This window comes from Actinoplanes sp. CA-131856 (genome assembly GCF_050956135.1).
In the GTDB taxonomy this organism is placed as follows: domain Bacteria; phylum Actinomycetota; class Actinomycetes; order Mycobacteriales; family Micromonosporaceae; genus Actinoplanes.
This window is the reverse complement of the sequence record NZ_CP191849.1, coordinates 4682627-4699347: the sequence shown is the minus strand read 5'-3', so window position 1 is coordinate 4699347 and position 16721 is coordinate 4682627. Positions and strand designations below refer to the sequence as shown.

15 protein-coding genes are annotated in these 16721 nt (G+C 71.6%); 7 read left to right on the top strand and 8 right to left on the bottom strand.

Going from position 1 to position 16721, the window contains the following annotated elements; translation table 11 throughout:
• The first annotated feature begins 5 nt into the window (after positions 1–5).
• Entirely contained in the window at positions 6–1010 is a 1005-nt protein-coding gene (locus ACQP2X_RS21715) for a methyltransferase (protein ID WP_498699720.1), read from the top strand.
• Here the strand turns inward: ACQP2X_RS21715 and ACQP2X_RS21710 are convergent.
• The 7 genes from ACQP2X_RS21710 to ACQP2X_RS21680 all read right to left on the bottom strand — a co-directional run bounded on the left by ACQP2X_RS21710 (position 1000) and on the right by ACQP2X_RS21680 (position 8805).
• Positions 1000–1707, bottom strand: a complete 708-nt coding sequence (locus ACQP2X_RS21710) for an alpha/beta fold hydrolase (RefSeq protein ID WP_498699719.1) — start codon at positions 1705–1707, stop codon at positions 1000–1002. The two genes, ACQP2X_RS21715 and ACQP2X_RS21710, sit on opposite strands and share 11 nt — an antisense overlap.
• Positions 1708–1773: 66 nt before the next feature.
• Positions 1774–2597 (bottom strand): IS5 family transposase gene (locus tag ACQP2X_RS21705; RefSeq protein WP_498700918.1). Its coding sequence is split into 2 segments (ribosomal slippage): positions 1774–2265 and positions 2268–2597, totalling 822 coding nucleotides; the frame shifts between segments, so codons are not numbered across the junction.
• 60 nt (positions 2598–2657) lie between these two features.
• Complete coding sequence (locus tag ACQP2X_RS21700; RefSeq protein WP_498699717.1) at positions 2658–5165, bottom strand: HAD-IC family P-type ATPase; 2508 nt, start codon at positions 5163–5165, stop codon at positions 2658–2660.
• A gap of 55 nt (positions 5166–5220) precedes the next feature.
• Complete coding sequence (locus ACQP2X_RS21695) at positions 5221–5826, bottom strand: response regulator (RefSeq protein WP_498700990.1); 606 nt, start codon at positions 5824–5826, stop codon at positions 5221–5223.
• 50 nt (positions 5827–5876) lie between these two features.
• Positions 5877–7103: a sensor histidine kinase gene (locus tag ACQP2X_RS21690; protein WP_498699715.1), complete on the bottom strand. Its 1227-nt coding sequence runs from the start codon at positions 7101–7103 to the stop codon at positions 5877–5879.
• A 23-nt stretch (positions 7104–7126) separates the two neighbouring features.
• On the bottom strand, positions 7127–7897 hold the full coding sequence (locus ACQP2X_RS21685) for an ABC transporter permease (RefSeq protein WP_498699713.1): 771 nt from the start codon (positions 7895–7897) through the stop codon (positions 7127–7129).
• Complete coding sequence (locus ACQP2X_RS21680) at positions 7894–8805, bottom strand: ABC transporter ATP-binding protein (protein WP_498699710.1); 912 nt, start codon at positions 8803–8805, stop codon at positions 7894–7896. Before ACQP2X_RS21680 ends, ACQP2X_RS21685 begins: the two co-directional genes overlap by 4 nt.
• Positions 8806–8915: 110 nt before the next feature.
• Here ACQP2X_RS21680 and ACQP2X_RS21675 point away from each other — a divergent pair, with 110 nt between their 5' ends.
• The 6 genes from ACQP2X_RS21675 (at position 8916) to ACQP2X_RS21650 (ending at position 16386) form a co-directional block, all read left to right on the top strand.
• Positions 8916–10103, top strand: a complete 1188-nt coding sequence (locus ACQP2X_RS21675) for an SGNH/GDSL hydrolase family protein (protein ID WP_498699708.1) — start codon at positions 8916–8918, stop codon at positions 10101–10103.
• Positions 10104–10153: 50 nt separating this feature from the next.
• A complete protein-coding gene (locus ACQP2X_RS21670; RefSeq protein ID WP_498699706.1) occupies positions 10154–11362 on the top strand; it encodes a M28 family metallopeptidase in 1209 nt (402 codons plus the stop codon).
• 42 nt (positions 11363–11404) lie between these two features.
• Positions 11405–12091: a hypothetical protein gene (locus ACQP2X_RS21665; RefSeq protein WP_498699705.1), complete on the top strand. Its 687-nt coding sequence runs from the start codon at positions 11405–11407 to the stop codon at positions 12089–12091.
• Positions 12092–12172: 81 nt separating this feature from the next.
• Positions 12173–12514 (top strand): hypothetical protein, encoded by a 342-nt coding sequence (locus ACQP2X_RS21660; protein ID WP_498699703.1) that lies wholly within the window; start codon positions 12173–12175, stop codon positions 12512–12514.
• Positions 12515–12527: 13 nt separating this feature from the next.
• Positions 12528–15026 carry a M14 family zinc carboxypeptidase gene (locus ACQP2X_RS21655; protein WP_498699700.1) on the top strand — a complete coding sequence of 833 codons (2499 nt, stop codon included), beginning with the start codon at positions 12528–12530 and terminating at the stop codon, positions 15024–15026.
• A 34-nt stretch (positions 15027–15060) separates the two neighbouring features.
• On the top strand, positions 15061–16386 hold the full coding sequence (locus ACQP2X_RS21650; protein ID WP_498699698.1) for an MFS transporter: 1326 nt from the start codon (positions 15061–15063) through the stop codon (positions 16384–16386).
• Between the two features lie 68 nt (positions 16387–16454).
• Here ACQP2X_RS21650 and ACQP2X_RS21645 read toward each other — a convergent pair whose 3' ends face one another.
• Positions 16455–16658: a hypothetical protein gene (locus ACQP2X_RS21645; protein ID WP_498699696.1), complete on the bottom strand. Its 204-nt coding sequence runs from the start codon at positions 16656–16658 to the stop codon at positions 16455–16457.
• Positions 16659–16721 lie beyond the last annotated feature (63 nt).

The window sequence follows — 16721 nt, the reverse complement described above, 5'->3', positions numbered from 1 at the left end:
GACGGATGTTGACGCCCACACCCCTGATGGAGCTCGTCACCGGGTTCTGGAGTTTCAAGACGTTCGCGGCCGCGGTGGAGCTGGACCTCTTCACGCGGCTCGCGGGCGGGCGCACCCTGACCAAGGAGCAGATCGGGCTCCCGGAACGGCCGGCCGACCTGCTGCTGGCCGCCTGCGCCTCGCTCGGCCTGCTCGAACGCGACGGCGACGGCTACCGCAACTCGCCGCTGGCCGAGGAGTTCCTCGTGCGCGGGAAGCCGTACTACTTCGGCGGCCAGGTGACGTACTGCGACCAGCGCACCTATCTGCCGTGGCACCGGGTCGGCGAGGCCCTGCGCACCGACCGGCCGCTCACATGGGACCCGGCGACCCAGGAGTCCATGTTCGACACCGCCGATCCTCAGATGTTGTCGACGTTCTGGGACGCCATGTATTCGACGTCGCTGTTCACCGCGCGGGCGCTGGGCGAGGCGGTCGATCTGGCGGGCCGGCGGCGGCTGCTCGACGTCGGGGGCGGCTCCGGGGCGTACCCCATCGAACTGTGCCGGACCCACCCGGACCTGGAAGCGACCGTCCTGGACCTGCCCCACGTGTGTGAGATCGCCGCGGCGAAGGCCGCCGCGGCCGGTCTGGGCGACCGGATCACGACAGCGCCGGGCGACTTCCTCGCCGACGGGCCACTGCCCGGCGGGTACGACGTCGTGCTGCTCAGCATGATCCTGCACGACTGGGACGAGGCGACCAACCGGCGGCTGCTGGCCAAGGCCTTCGCGGCCCTGGAGCCGGGTGGGCTCGTCATCGTCTCCGAGTTGCTGCTCGACGCCGACCGCACCGGGCCGCCGGCGGCCGCCCTGATGGGCATGAACATGTTGGTGGAGACGGTCGGCGGCCGCAACTACTCCGATGTGGAGTATGAACAGTGGCTCGGCGCGGCGGGCTTCACCGGGGTGCGCACGGTCCGCTTCGACGCGCCGGGCGCCAACGGGGCCGTGCTCGGGGTCAAACCCTAGAGAGCAGAGTGTGTACGACGGCCGGGTCCTCGACATGAGCATTGTGGCCGAGGCCCGGCAGGTCGTGCGGTTCGGCGCCGAGGGCCCGGATCTGCGCGGCCGACACCATGGGGTCGTTCTCGCCGCGGGCCAGGATGACGGGAACGCCGGCCGAGGCCAGCAGCGACTCCATGGGCGGGGCGCCGACGGCGAAGGCACGGGGGTCGAAGGTGGTACGCCAGCCGCCCTCGACCTCGGCCACCGCCTCCTCCGGCGCCTGCCCGGCGAGCCCGGCGACCCGGAGGTGGCGGCGTTCCGCCTCCTCGCGCGTGGCGAAGACCTGGGCCGGCCGTTGGGCGAGCGCGGCCGCCTTGGCGAGTTCCTCCGCCGACCAGGACACCTTGATGCCGAGGCCGATGACGGCGTGCACGCCGGGTTTTCCGGCCAGCTGGAGCGCGACCACGCCGCCGAACGAGTGCCCGACGACGACCGTGCCCCGCGGATCGATCAGATCGGCCACCGCGTCGGCCACCGCCGCGAACGTGTACTCCAGCAGCGCCGCCGAGCCGCCGTGGCCGGGCAGGTCGGGCGCGATCCACGCCCGGGCGCCGGGTTCGTCCGGCAGCCCGGTCCACACGTCGGCGGTGGCGCCGAGACCGTGCAGCAACAGGACAGTCGGTGACTCGGTGCCACCCGTGCGAATGCGGAGCGCTGTCATACGTACAGCATCTCAACCGCTCGCGAGGGACCCGAAGGCGGCCGGGCCGCCCGCTAAGACCGTGTGTCAGTTGGGGTTGTTGCTGGCCAGCAGGTTGAGCCGGGTGGCGCGTCGGAAGCAGATTAGAGCGCAGGCCAGGCGCAGGAATCCGAGGTAGTGGGAAGCCTTGCGCTCGTAGCGGCGGGCCAGGCGCCGGAATCTGGTGGTCCATTCCAGGCAGCGTTCGATGACGTAGCGGTGCCGGCCCAGGTGCTTCGATGACTCGATGCCCGGCCGGGCGATGCGCGGCACGATGTTGCGTTCCCGCAGCAATTCGCGGCATCCGGGGTAGGCGTAGCCCTTGTCGCCGTGCAGCTTCGCCGGCCGTTTGCGTGGGCGGCCGGCGGGCTGACGGATCGGCCGGAGGCCGTCGACCATGTCCTGCAGCATCTTGTGGTCGTTGAGGTTGGCGGCGGAGATGTCCACGTGAACAGGCAGTCCACCGCGTTCGCTGATGGCGTGGATCTTGGAGCCGGGCTTGCCCCGGTCTACCGGACTGGGCCCGGTCAGATTCCCCTTTTGAGCGCGCGGACGTGCATGCTGTCGATACTCGCCCGCGACCAGTCGATCTGCCCGGCGACACCCAGGATGTCCAGCATCGCCTGATGCAGACGGGTCATCACGCCAAGGCTGACCCACTCGGAGAACCGGCGGTGCGCGGTACGCCAGTGCACCGGGAACGACCCAGGCAGCTTGCGCCACGAGCAGCCGGACTCCAGCACGTAGACGATCGCCGCGAGCATCGCCCGGTCATCGGTACGCCGTCGACCACCACCCTGATGCCTTTCCGGATGCGCAGGCAGCAACGGTTGGGCGAGATGCCACAACGCATCCGGGCAGTACTTCTCCACGTCATCCACGCCAGGTCAACGAATGACCTTGCTACTCAACAACCCCAAACGACACACGGTCTAAGGCAGGTTGTCGAGGCCGAGGACGCGGTCGAGGATGCGGAAGCGGTAGGCGCAGCTCAGCGTGACGAACCACAGGCCCAGCATCGGGAAGACCACCTCGAAGGTGGGCTCGGCCGGGCCGGCCAGGCCGAAATAGTTCCACAGCACCGGGATGAACAGGACCGCGAAGAAGACCAGGACCAGGCCGATCACCAGGTACAGCGGGCGGCGGTCGGTCACCGGCGCGGTCCACGCCGAGAAGAAGCGGTGTGGTGGCTCCAGGAACAGGATCAGCACGAACGAGGCCAGGCAGAAGAACGTGGACAGGCCGGTCTGGGCGCCGATCGTGGCCGCCGCCTCGGCGAAGTCGGTGTCGCTGCCGTATGTCAGGCCGGTGTAGCGCTCCCACTGGTCGATGATCTCGTCGGGGGTGCGGCCGTCGGAGAAGCCCTTCTCGATGAGGTGGTAGAAGAGCGCGTAGATGGCCGTGCCGAAGCCCGCCGTCACCACGGCGGCCGGGACCACGAAGCGGGCCATGTTGCCCAGCAGATGGTCGTCCGGCGGCAACGGCTTGGCCCACCACGTCATGAAGAACGTGGGCACGCCGACGGTCAGCAGGGTCAGGCCGACCTGGGCCGGCGAGTACGGGAAGCCGAGGCCGAGCATGGTGACCGCGAGGATGACCAGGCCCTGCGACGCCACCCGGGCCAGGAAGACGTAGAGGGAGACGCCGATGCCGTTCAGGATGCGGCGGCCCTCGCGCTGGGCCGGGAGCAGCGCGGCGAACGAGTCGTCGACGAGCACGATGTCGGCCACGTCGCGGGTGACCGCGCTGCCGCTGCGCATGGCCACGCCGACCTGGGCGCCCTTGAGCGCGCGGGCGTCGTTCACCCCGTCGCCGATCATCGCCACGTAGTGGTGGCGGCGCCGCAGCGCGGCCACGATGCGCTCCTTCTGCTCCGGGGCGACGCGGCCGAAGACGGTCGTCCGCTCCACGAGGCGGTCCAGCGCGGCGTCGTCAAGACCTTCCAGACGGCTTCCGGGTACGGCTTCTCCCGGCTCCAGGCCCGCCCGTTCGGCCAGCGCGGCGACCGTGCGCGGGTCGTCGCCGGAGAGCACGATCAGACGTACGCCGTCCTCGCGGAACCGGGCGACGGTCTCGGCCACCTCGGGTCTCAGCTCGTCGGCCAGCGCCACCAGGGCGACCGGCTGAAGCTCGGGCAGGACGGCCCGGCCCCGCTCGTCGTGCAGGCGCTGACCGGGCGCGGCCGCGCGGGCCAGCAGCAGCACCCGCAGTCCGCGGCCGGTCCGGTCGGTGACCAGCGACGGCTCGACCGGCCAGCTCAGGTGATCGGCGAGCGCGTCCGGGGCGCCCAGCACCCAGGTGGCGGTGTCGGTGGCGAGGCCCGACCAGCGCAGCGACGACGCGAACGGCACCTCGTCGCGGACCGTCCACGGCTCTCCCGGCAGCGACCCGGCCAGGGCGGTGGTCGTCAGGTTGGGCGTCGCGCAGGTGCGGGCCAGCGATCCGAGGGTCTCCCGCACCTCGGCCGCGTCGTACCCGCCGAGCGGCACGACCTCGTCGACGGTGAGCCGGCCGGTGGTGAGGGTGCCGGTCTTGTCGGTGCAGACGACGTCCACATTGCTCACCGACTCGACCGCGTTGACCTGTTGCACGAGCGCGCCCTGCCCGGCGATCCGGGCCGCGCCGGCCGTGTAGGCGACGGCGATGAGGAAGAACAGGCCGTACGGCACCAGGCCGGACAGGACCGCGCCCATCTGCACCAGGCGCAGCAGGGTGAAGCCCTCGAGAGCGGCCTGGGCCAGGATGGTCAGGCTCATCAGCAGCGCGAGCGCCATGACGAGGCGTACGACGAACTCGATCCGCCTTTGCAGTGGCGTGTCGTCGGTGGTGGCCCGCCGGGCCTCGGTGGTGAGGCGGCCCGCGTAGCTGTGCCGTCCGACGTCGCGGGCGTGCTGGAAGCCCTCGCCGGCCACGCACAGGCTGCCCGAGCGCAGTTCGTCGCCGGGCGCCTTGGCCACCGGGTCGGACTCACCGGTCAGCAGCGACTCGTCGGCCTCGAGGCGGCCGCCGTCCTGGAGCGGCCCGTCCACCACGATCTGGTCTCCGGCGCGCACCCGCAGCAGGTCGCCGCGGACGACCGCGCCGGGCGCGACCGAGACCTCCCGGCCGTCGCGCACCACGACCACCATCGCCCGGTCGAGCAGTTGGAGGCGGTCGAGCTTGTGCTTGGCCCGGATCTCCTGGAGCGCGCTGATGACGGCGTTGATGAGGCCGAGCCCGACGCTGATCAGCGCGTCGCTGTACCGCCCCAGCGCCAGCAGCGCGACGCCGATCACGAACAGGATGATGTTGAAGAACGAGAAGACGTTGGTACGCAGGATGGTCGTGTAGCCACGGCCGCCGCCCTTGCCGGTGGTGTTCGCCTCGCCCCGGCGGCGGCGCGCCTCGGCCTCCGCCTCGGTCAGCCCCTGCACCGGCGCCGGCCGCACGTCGAGGTCCACGATCAGCCGCCCGATCAGCCCGAATGATTACGTTTTGACCATACACAGGGCGCGCTCACCCCGTGCCGGGTCGGGCCAGACCCGTGTCGTAGGCGAAGATGACGGCCTGGATGCGGTCGCGGGCGCCGATCTTCGCGAGGACCCGGCCCACATGGGTCTTCACGGTCGACTCGGAGAGCACGAGACGCTCGGCGATCTCGCCGTTGGTCCAGCCCCGGCCGATGGCCACGAGGATCTCGCGCTCGCGGTCGGTGAGGGTGGCCATCCGGTCGTCCTGTGTCGGCGGCGCGCTCAGGTGCTGGGCGAACTCGTCCAGCAGGCGCCGGGTCAGCGCCGGGGCGATCACGGCGTCGCCCGCGGCCACGGCCCGGATGCCGGCCAGCAGCTCCTCCGGATGGGCGTCCTTGAGCAGGAAGCCGCTGGCGCCCGCGCGCAGGGCCGCGTGCACGTACTCGTCCAGGTCGAACGTGGTCAGCATGAGGATCCGGCTGCGGCCACCGGCGGCGACGATGCGACGGGTGGCCTCGATCCCGTCCATCCCCGGCATCCGGACATCCATGAGCACCACGTCGGGCCGCAATTGCGAGGCCTGTCGTACCGCGTCGGCGCCGTTGGCCGCCTCACCGGCCACTTCCGTGCCCGGGTTGCTCTCCAGCAACATCCGGAACGCGAACCGCTGCAGGGGCTGGTCATCCACGATCAACACGGTGGTCACGCGCCGGCCTCCGCCCGGATGGCACCGAGGTCGGCCGTGACGCGCCAGCCGCCGCCGGGCACCGGGCCGGCGGTCACGGCTCCGCCGTAGATCGCCGCCCGCTCCCGCATGCCGACCAGACCGTGCCCTTCCCGGGCCGGAGGCACCGCCGGGACCGCGGGACCGCTGTCCCGGACGTCGATATGCAAGCGATCGTGGGTGGCGGTCACGGACAGCTTCACGGCGGTGTGCGGGCCCGCGTACTTCAGGGTGTTGGTCAGCGCCTCCTGGACGATCCGGTACGCCGTCACCTGGACGCCGCGGTCCAGGCCGGTGAGGTCGCCGGCGGTCCGGTACTCGATGCTGGGGCCGGCCGCGCGGATCCGCTCGCAGAGGTCGCCGATGTCGGCCAGGCCCGGCTGCGGGCGCAGGTCGGGGGCGCCGTCGTCGTCGCGCAGGACGCCGACCGTGCGCCGCAGCTCGGCCAGGGACTTGCGGCCGGTGTCGCCGATCAGCTGGAGAGCCTCGCGGCTGCGCTCGGGGGCGGAGCCGACCGCGTACGCGCCGGCGTCGGCCAGCGAGACGATGACCGACAGGCTGTGGCCGACGATGTCGTGCATCTCGCGGGCGACCCGGGTCCGCTCGGTCGCGGTGGCCAGCCGGTCCCGCTGCTCGCGCTCCACCTCGAGGCGCTCGGCGCGGTCGCGCAGGGCGGCCACGTTCGCGTGCCGCAGCCGCACCGCGATGGCCAGGGCCCCGGCCGCCGTGAAGACGCTGGCCAGGAAGAACAGGACGTCCGAGACGCCCATCCGGTCGGACAGGCGCCAGGTGACCGGCCCGAACGAGGCCAGCAGCACGGGGGCGGCCCAGATCAGGCGCTCCCACCGCCCGTACCGGATCAGGCTGTAGAACGCGATCCCCACCGCCGCGTCCGCCCGGAGCAGGACGCCCGCGAGAGCCTGCGCGATGAAGACCAGCATCACCACGTGGAAGACGGCCATCGGGGCCCGGCGCCGCCACCACAGCGGGACCAGCAGCGCCAGCTGAAGCCACACCATCTCGCCCGCGGGCAGGTCGGAGAAGGCGACCGGCCCGTCCTCGTGCCGGACGCCGCCCAGGTCGGGCAGGCAGAAGTTCAGGAAGAGGAGGACGATTAGGGCCGTGTCGAACGCCCACGGCCGCCGGGTGTCGAATCGCCGGAGCCACTGGCCCATGCGCAGCAGCCCGGCCGCCTCACTCCTCACGTGATCATCCTCCCCGAAGCCGGTCAGGCGTCCGAGCGCTTCAGCCGGTAGGCCGCGCCGGCCAGGGCGGCCGCCGTCCAGGCGAGCATGACCAGCAGGCCCGCGCCGGGGCTCAAGGAGCCGTCGGTCAGCGCGTAGATCGACCCGCCGGCGTTGCTCGGCAGGTACGGGGTGACGGCGTCCGACCACGAGTCGGGCAGCAGCGACATCAGGCCCGGAACGAGCAGGAACGTGCCGACCAGGGCGGAGATGCCACCGGCGGTCGAGCGCAGCAGCACGCCGAGCGCCACCCCGATCACGCCGACCAGGCCCAGATAGACGCCCGCGCCGAGAAGGCCGCGCAGCACGCCGTCGTCGGACAGGCTCACCGCGCCGCTCGTGCCGGACAGGACGGCGCTGGTCGCCAGGAACGCCACGAAGGCACCCACCACACCGGCCAGGAACGCGATGAGGCCGTACACCAGAGCCTTGGCCCAGAGAACGGGAAGCCGCCGGGGCACCGCGGCCAGGGTGGAACGGATCATGCCCGTGGTGTATTCGGCCGAGGACGTGAGCACGCCCAGGACGCCGATCGCGATCAGCGCGAACGTCACACCGAACAGGGCCATGCCGTATCCGGTGGCGCCCTGGGCGCCGGGGGCGTCGATGCCCGAGCGGTACTGGAACGCGGCGATGACGCCGAAGCCGATCAGGAACAGCAGGGCCAGGCCGAGCGTGATCCAGCTGGACCGCAGCGACTGGAACTTGGCCAGCTCGGACCGGGCGACCCGGGGCGGCGACACGGCGATGGTCATGCGGCACTCGCCACGTACTCGACGGCGTCGTGGGTCAGGTTCATGAAGGCTTCCTCCAGGGAGACCTCGTGCTTGGTGAGCTCGAAGAGCGGGATGCCGTGCTCGGCCGCGGTGAAGCCGATCTCACGGGCGGTGCGGCCGGTCACCATCAGCTGTTCCGAGCCGGGCCGGCCGGTGACTTCGACGCCGGGACCGGCGAGCAGGCTTCGCAGCCGTACGGGGTCGGCGGTCGCCACGAGCACGGTGTCGCCCCCGGCGTCACGGACGAGCTGCTCCACCGTCGTGTCGGCCAGGATCCGGCCGCGGCCCACGACGATCAGGTGGTCGGCGACCAGCGCCATCTCGCTCATCAGGTGCGACGAGAGGAAGACCGTGCGCCCCTCGGCGGCCAGGCCGGTGAGCAGGTTGCGGATCCACAGCACGCCGTCGGGGTCGAGGCCGTTCACCGGCTCGTCCAGCATCAGCGTCTCCGGGTCGCCGAGCAGCGCGGCCGCGATGCCGAGCCGCTGGCCCATGCCGAGCGAGAAGGCGCCGGCCCGCTTGCGGGCCACCTGGGCCAGGCCGGTCATCTCGATCACCTGCTCGACCCGGTGGCGGGAGATGCCGTGCGTGTGGGCCAGCGCCATCAGGTGGTCGAAGGCGGAGCGGCCGGGATGGATGGCCTTCGCCTCGAGCAGGGCGCCGATCTCGCGCAGCGGGGCCGGGTGATCGGCGTACGGGCGGCCGTTGACCGTCACCGTGCCCGAGGTCGGCCGGTCCAGGCCGACGATCATGCGCATGGTGGTCGACTTGCCGGCGCCGTTCGGCCCCAGGAAGCCGGTCACCGCGCCGGGCCGGACCGTGAAGGTCAGCCCGTCGACGGCGGTCTTCTCGCCGTACGTCTTCGTGAGTTCCCTCGCTTCGATCATGTATCCAGCGTCGGCCCGCCTGGGTTGGGAAACGTCGTACCGCGGGTCGATCCTGCCGGCGGCGCGTAGTACCGCGGTACCACATGATCGACTTCGGTACCGTTGGTTCGATGACAGGGACCAAGAAGATGCTGGTAGTGGTGGCTCTCACGGTCCTCGCGGCGACGGGATGCACCTCCGCTCGGCCGGAGAAGGCCGCGACCGGGACATCATGGGTGGGCAGCTGGGCCGTGGCCACGCAGAGCGGCGGGCGGGCCTTCGGCCAACAGACCGTACGGCAGGTCGTGCACACCAGCGCCGGCGGCTCGACCGCGCGTCTCCGGGTGTCGAACGAGTTCGGCGCCGCCCCGCTCACCCTCGCCAACGTGCGTCTGGCGCTCAGCAAGGGCGGCGCCGCGATCGACGCCGGCACCTCCACGGCCGTGAGCTTCGGCGGCTCCCCCAGGGTGACGATGGCGGCCGGCGCGAGCATCGAGAGCGACCCGATCGCGTTCACCGTGCCGGCGGGCGCCGACGTCGCGGTCACCGTCTACCTACCCAACGGCAGCCAGGCCACCACCCAGCACTCGTTCGCCAACCGCCACAACTACGTCGGCTCCGGCGACCAGACCACCAACGCCACCCTCGCCGACGCTCAGACCATCGACAGCTATTACTTCCTGGCCGGCCTCGACGTGCGCGACGCGGCGGCCGAGGGCACGCTGGTCGCGCTGGGCGCCTCCATCACCGACGGCTTCGACTCCGCCTTCGGCGCGAACAGGCGCTGGCCCGACCTGCTCTCCCGCCGCTTCAGCGAGGCCGGCCGCACGGTCGGCGTGCTCAACGCCGGCATCAGCGGCAACAAGCTGCTGAAGGACGGCGCCGGCGAGAGCGTCCAGAAACGCTTCGAGCGTGACGTGCTCTCCCAGCCCGGCGTCAAGTGGGTCATCCTCTCCGACGCCGCCATCAACGACCTGGGCGACGACCGCCCCACCGGCGACCAGCTGATCACCGCCCTACGTGCCGTCGTCCAGCAGAGCCACGACGCCGGAGTGCGGATCTTCTGCTCCACTCTGACGCCGTTTCAAGGCACGAGCTATTGGAGTACGGAGGGTGAGTCCGGCCGGGAAGCGGTGAACGCCTTCCTCCGTGGCGGCGCCAGCGGCTGCGACGGCGTGATCGACCTGGACGCCGCCACCCACGACCCGGACGCGCCGGCCCGGTATCGGGCGGAGTACGACAGCGGCGACCACCTTCACCCGAACGACGCCGGGATGCGGGCCATCGCCGGCGCGATCGACCTGTCGCTCTTCCGCTGAGTCGGGCAGCCGACTGAACCGGCGGCGCCCCGAGGAGGATCGTCGGGGCCATGGAACATCGCATCCACTGGGCCGTGCTGCCCGCCGCCGAGGCCGGGCCGGACAGCCGCACCGCCGGGCACCGCGTGCGCGTCGGCGACCAGGTGCTGCTCTGGTCGGAGGAGGAGCCGGCCGCGGCCGCCCCGGCCGCCCCGGCCGCGCGCTCGGGCGCCGTGGCCACCGGGCTGTCATTGGTCACCCAGGTCGGGCGGGCCTTCCAGGAGGCGCACCCGGACGTGCCGGTCATCCTCGACCACGGCCGTCACCTGGTCGTCGAGGGCGGCGAGGCGCTGCGCGGGAAGGACGACACCTGCTGGCGGGTGGAGCCCATGCCGGCCGGCCCGGTCGTCGTCGACCGGCCGGAGCCACCGGCCCGGCGCGTCGACGCGGGGGTCGAGAACGTGCTCGTGGGAGTCGCCCGCCCGGCGTACGAAAGCGATCTGACCTGGATCTCCCGGCTGGAGACCCGGCACTCGCTCAGCGACGGGTTCCGCCAGGCGGCCGATCGGGCCGAGATGGCGCTGACCACCCTGGGCTACGCGACGTCGCGCCAGGCGGTGAGTGTCGGCGGCGGGCAGAGCGCGAACGTCATCGCGGACCGGCCCGGCCAAGCCGACCCGGAGCGTCAGGTCGTGCTGGTGACGGCCCACCTCGACTCGGTCAACCAGGCCGGCGGCACCAGGGCGCCCGGCGCCGACGACAACGGCAGCGGCGCGGCCGGCGTCCTGCTGCTGGCGAGCGCCCTCGCGGCCCACCAGTGGGAGAACGACCTGCGGCTCATCCTGTTCGGCGGCGAGGAGCAGGGCCTGTTCGGCAGCAAGCACTACGTGGCGGGGCTGTCGCCGGACGAGCGCCGGCGGATCCGCGCCGTCCTCAACATGGACATGATCGGCGTCCGCAACGGACCCGAGCCGGGCGTGCTGCTGGAGGGCGCCCCGGTCTCGAAGGAGCTGATCGACGACCTGGCCGCGGCGGCCGCCACCTACACCGGGCTGCGGGTGGAGACCTCGCTCAGCCCGTTCGCCAGCGACCACGTGCCGTTCATCGTGGCCGGCGTCCCGGCCGTGCTGACCATCGAGGGCAACGACAGCGCCAACGGAAACATCCACGGTGAGAACGACCTGCTCACGCACATCGACTACGGGCTCGCGCTGGAGATCCTGAGGATGAACGCGGCCGCCGTGGCCGGGTGGCTTCGCCCGGTGGAGGTGGCAGGCTAACATTGCCGCGGTTTCGTCCTTTGAAAGCGAAAACGAGGCGACATGCGGTGGTTCCGGCGCGGGTCCGGCGGTCAGAAGGACCCCGGCCAGCAGCAGGCTCTCGTCGACGACGTCCGCGGGCGGTACGGTCCGCACCAGCCCGGCACGTTCCTCCAGCAGGCCGACGCGACCGCCGCCCAGCTCGCCGGTGACGACGGGCTGCTGGCCGCGGCCCAGATCGTGCGGGAGTTCACCGACGCCGCCTACGCCGACGTGGCCGGCCAGGTCGGCGGCTACGGCTATCAGGTCGACCGTCGCAACTACCGTCCGCTGTGGAGGGAGACCGGCAGCCGGCTCCGCTGGAACCTGTGGGCCCTGCCCGGCGGCCTCCACCCGTTCATCCAGGTGAGCGGGGCCGTCGCGGCGGTCGGCGCCGACCCGAAGCGGGTCGTGAAGGTCACCGACCCGTCCCCGCTGCTGGCCCACCTGTTCGAGGTCCTCGACCTGACGATCGCCGGCTGGGAGTTCGCCCGGGTCCGCCCCGACACCGACGCCGCCACCCTGGTCCACCGCGTCATCATGACCACCCGCGACCTGCGCGCGGCGATGAGCGACGAGCCACCACTCCCCCAGCCCGTCCGCGAGCTGATGCGCCGCAACAACGTCATCGACATCTACGACCCGAGTTCGCCGGCCGTCGTCGGCGGATTCAACCCGGGCAAGGAAATGCGCGAGGCCCTCCTGGCCTAGCCTCTGAGCCATGTCCCGCTCGCCGGGCCGGCGGTCGATGCCACCATCGCCCTCGTCCTGTTCCGCTGGGCACGGCATCCGATGCCCGCGTCGCCTCGCTCGTGCCTGCTGGTGGCCGCGCTGACCGCCGCCTTCCTGGCCCTGGTCAACCTGCTCTCGCATTCCTCCGGCGGCGTCACCACCGACGGCGCCCACCTGCAGCACGACCGTCCCGCCGAGGCGCGGCGGGACCTGCTGGGCATCTTCCCCTCGGTGGGCGCCGACGGGGCCTATGGGCCGCTGGTCCGCGCGATCGCGGAGGCCGGCGTTCCGGGCGCCGACGACCCGGTGCCGGTCGTGACCGACATCCTGGGCGCGCGGCGGGCGGGCCCATCACGTTCCACGAATGGCACGAACGGTATTACCACTGACGTACGTCAATAGGTAATAGTGCATTGTGGACCTCTCACGGCTCGCCGCGGGCTTCGGCGCGGCTCTGCTCATCACCGCCTTTCCCGTGCCCGCGCACGCCGACGACCGGGCCTCGACCCGGGAGTTCGGCAACGGGCCCGAGCGCAACGAGGTCGCGGCGACCGACAGCGCGGCGGCGCGGATCCTGTCGGCGGCGGCGCCCGGCGCGGCCTGGAAGCCCGGCCGGCAGGGCTACCCTCGGCAGCACGAGCTGCGGGTCTACCCCACCAATCCGGAGGATCGCTCGATCAAGCTGGGCCTCGTGCCGTACCACGAGATCGCCCCGAGGCTGAACGCCCTGCAACAGGCCTCGAACCGGGTGTCGGCCGAGGTCGTCGGGCATTCCGCCCTCGACCGGGACCTCTATCTGGTCACCGTCACCGCGCCCGAGAGCGCGGCCGAGGCGGCCCGGCAGGAGCGCTGGCGGTGGCTGATCGAGAACGATCCGGCGGCGGCCAAGCGCGACCGGTCCCTCGCCCGTGGCTACAAGACGCCGGTCTGGATCAACGCGAACATCCACGGTGACGAGTGGGAGGGCACCGACGGGGCGCTGCGGGTCATCGAGCGGCTGGCCACCGCGACCGACCCGGCCACCGCCGCGTTCCTGTCGCGCAGCCGGGTCTACGTCACGGTCACCAACAACCCGGACGGCCGGATCGCCGGCACCCGGGTCAACGGGGCCGGCTTCGACATCAACCGCGACCACGCCACCAGCTCGCAGCCGGAGTCGCGCGCCGTCCGCGACGTGGTCATCGCCACCCAGCCGTTCGTGATGCTCGACGAGCACGGCTACACTGGCACCACGCTGATCGAGCCGGCCACGCCGCCGCACGGGCAGAACTACGAGTACGACCTCTACATCAAGCACGCCCTGCCCAACGCGCTCGGCATGGAGGCGGCGATCCAGCGCCTCGGCCATCCGGAGACCACCCGGGCCGACATCCCGTTCCGGGACTACGCGCCCGGCGACTGGGACGACTGGCCGCCCATCTTCACCCCGATGTACGCCATGTACCACGGCGCCATCGGCCACACCGTCGAGATCCCGTTGCAGGTCAACCGGGGTCTCTACACCACGCTGCCGGTCGAGGAGCTGCGCCGCCGTTCGGCCGTCAACACCGACGTCGCGGCGGCGACGATCGAGGCGGCCCTGACGTACGCCGACACGAACCGGGCGGCACTGCTGGCCGACCAGATCGAGCAGTTCCGCCGGGGCTGGGCCGGCGAGCCGCAGCGTGACGTCCCGGACGGCTACGTGCCCGGCTTCGGCCCCGAGGACCGCTACTCGACAACCTTCCCCCGGGCGTACGTCGTGCCGGCCGGCGAGAAGCAGCGTTCCGCACCCGCCGCCGCGCGTCTCGTCGACCACCTCGTCGCCAACGACGTCCGCGTCACCAGGGCCCGTACGAGCTTCGTGCTCAACGGCCACCGTTATCCGGCCGGCTCGTACGTCGTCGACATGCACCAGCCCAAGCGCGGCCTGGCCAACGTGCTCCTCGAGGCCGGCCGGGACATCTCCGCCCTGGTGCCGCAGATGTACGACATCTCGGGCTGGAGCCATCGCCTGCTCTGGGGCGCCTCGGTCGACATCAGCCGGCACGCCGCGCCACGCGTCGCCACCTCGCCCGTCACGGCGGCCTCGGTGACCGGGGTGGTCCCCAAGAGCCGGGAGCTCGCTCTCACGCTGCGGGACCCGGCCGACATCCGCGCCGTCAACGCCCTGCTCGACCAGGGCATCAAACTGCGGTTGCACGGCGCGGCCACCGTCGTGCTTCCGGCCTCGGCCGGGTGGATCGCCGACCGGTTCGGGGTACGCCTCGACGCCGCCCCGCGCGGCACCGCGGGCACCCCGATCTCACGTCCGGTGCTGGCCGCCGCCGTGGCCGCCGACGAACTGTTCGCGCTGCGCGAGATGGGCTTCGACGTGCGTACGGTCTCCACCGCCACCCTGAACGCCGGTGCGAGCCTGACCGGGGTGACCGGCCTGATCGTGTCCTCCGGCCTGAACTACGCGCAGCTCACCGAGGCCGCCAAGGCGCAGGTCGACGACCTGCTCAGCCGCGGCGGCGTGGTCACCCGCGGCGTCACCGGCGCCGCCTTCAACGCGGCGGCCGGACTGCTCCCGGCGACCGCGGTCGCGGGCCGCGGCGACGCCAACGGAGTCGTCGCCGTCCGCAACACCGGCCAGGTCACCGGCGCCGACTCGCCGCCGAACTCGTTCGTCTACTCGCCGTTGTGGTTCACCGGCACCGGATTCACCGTCGAACAGCGGTACGCCGACGACCCGCTGGTCGCCGGCCACTGGCTGCCGACCGCCCCCGGCATGGGCGGCCCGTCGCAGGCGGCGGGCCAGGCCTCGGTGGTCTCGGGCACCACGGCCCGGGGCAGCCGGGCCGTCCTGTTCGGCACGGAACCACTGTTCCGGGCCCACCCGAAGGGCCTGTACGCCCAGTTCGCCCGCGCGCTCTACTGGACAAATTCATAGACCTCAACCGGGGTTCACCCTTTACGGTGTCCCGATGGGTCGGGTCTTCTATCAACTGCTGGTCAACACGCTGCTGGTCTCGGTCATCAACTTCACCGTGTGGTTCGCGATCACCTTCTACGTCTACATCGAGACGCAGTCGGTCTTCGCCACCGGCGTCATCTCCGGGATCTTCCTGGTGATGACGGCACTGACCGGCATCTGGTTCGGCAGCCTGGTCGACCACTACCGCAAGAAGACTGTCATGCAGGTGTCGGCGCTGGTTTCGTTCTTCCTGTACGGCGTCGCGCTGCTCCTCTATCAAATGACGCCCCGCGACGAGTGGCGTGACCCCGCGAGCGTTCGGCTGTGGCTCCTGGTGGTGCTGCTGATGTTCGGCGTGATCGCCGGCAACCTGCGGACGATCGCCCTGCCCACCCTGGTGACGGTCCTGGTACCCGAGGAGACCCGCGACCGCGCGAACGGCCTGGTCGGCACTGCGTCCGGCGTCTCGTTCCTGGTCACCTCGGTGATCAGCGGCCTGCTGGTGGCCCTCGGCGGCATGCTGTGGGTGCTGGTGGTGGCCCTCGGGGTGCTGGGCGTGGCCGTACTCGCCCTGGCCTTGGTCCGGATGCCGTCCGGCGCCGCCGCACCGGCCGCCGCCACCTCGGAGAAGCGCTCGGTCGATCTGCGCGGCACCATCCGGGTGATCGGCGGGGTGCCCGGACTGCCCGCCCTGATCGCCTTCTCGGCCTTCAACAATCTGCTCGGCGGCATCTTCATGGCGCTGCTGGACGCGTACGGCCTGTCCTTGGTCTCGGTCCAGGCCTGGGGTCTGCTGTGGGGTGCCCTGAGCACCGGCTTCATCGTGGGCGGCCTGCTGATCGCCCGCACCGGCCTGGGCAGGAACCCGGTCTGGCTGCTCCTGATGGTCAACATGGTGCTCTGGACCGTGACCCTGATCTTCCCGCTCCGCGAGTCGATCGTCTGGCTGGCCGCCGGCTTGTACGTCTACATGCTGGCCGTCCCGTACGCCGAGGCGGCCGAGCAGACGATCCTGCAGAAGGTGGTGCCGTACGAACGTCAGGGCCGGGTGTTCGGCTTCGCCCAGAGTGTGGAGCAGGCGGCCTCCCCACTGACGGCGTTCCTGATCTCCCCCATAGCCCAGTTCGTCTTCATCCCGTACATGACCGACGGCGCGGGCGCCCGCCTGATCGGCGACTGGTTCGGCACCGGCGCCAACCGGGGCCTGGCCCTGGTCTTCATCCTGACCGGCATCATCGGCGTCTTCGCGACGACGGTCGCCTTGCGCAGCCGCCCTTACCGCCGCCTGAGCCACCGTTACGCCGAGGACCCCGCCCCGTCCCCAGCCCCGTCCTGAGCGGACTGACGCCTGCCGCCTACGGCCCAACCGCGCTGACCGGCTGTGCCAGTATTGCCCCATGACGATCAACCGAAAGGGTCATGCCGCGTAAGCGGCCGGGCGCGATCCGCGCCAGACAACAAGCTGCCGGGCGTGCCGTCCGCCGGTGGGCCCGCGAAGCCGGAGGCCCGATCGACGGCCTGTCCCCAGCCGCGGCCGACGCCGTCAGGGCTGTCGAACACGGCGTCCGGTTGGGTCAGCGCGGTGGTGGCGACCATGATCCGTTCCATGAACACGTCCGGCCGGGACGTACTGCCGCCTTCCTTCGGGATTATCGGAAGTTCGTCTCGCAG